The organism is Vaccinium witches'-broom phytoplasma str. VAC (assembly GCF_000309405.1).
Lineage (GTDB): Bacteria > Bacillota_I > Bacilli_A > Acholeplasmatales > Acholeplasmataceae > Phytoplasma.
Window position 1 is genome coordinate 1 of sequence record NZ_AKIN01000256.1, and the last position, 330, is coordinate 330.

The 330-nt window shown below is 26.4% G+C and carries 1 pseudogene; it reads right to left on the reverse strand.

Going from position 1 to position 330, the window contains the following annotated elements:
• Positions 1 to 330 (reverse strand): annotated as a pseudogene (locus tag RI68_RS03355) (hypothetical protein); the annotation flags it as partial.

Below are 330 nucleotides of genomic sequence, written 5' to 3' on the forward strand. Positions count from 1 at the left end.
CCAATTTATATAATTAGTTTTGTATTCTTCAACTAATTTAATTTTTACAGAATAATCGTTACAAAAAATTAAATAAATGTTATTATCGGTTTCGAAAAGATGGGAAACGATTTTAACTTTAAAAGGAATATTAAATTTTTTATAGGAAGGAGAAGTGACTTCAAAATAAGTTTCAGCTTCTTTAATTTCTTCTTCGTATTCATCTTCTTCGATTAACGGCGGAAAAGTAAATAAATTATTTTCACGTTTCCAATCACGGATGGTTTGATAAGGTTCTAAAGAATCAGGTAACGCGATAATCTTTTTTCTTTTTTGGACGTTAAAAGTAAA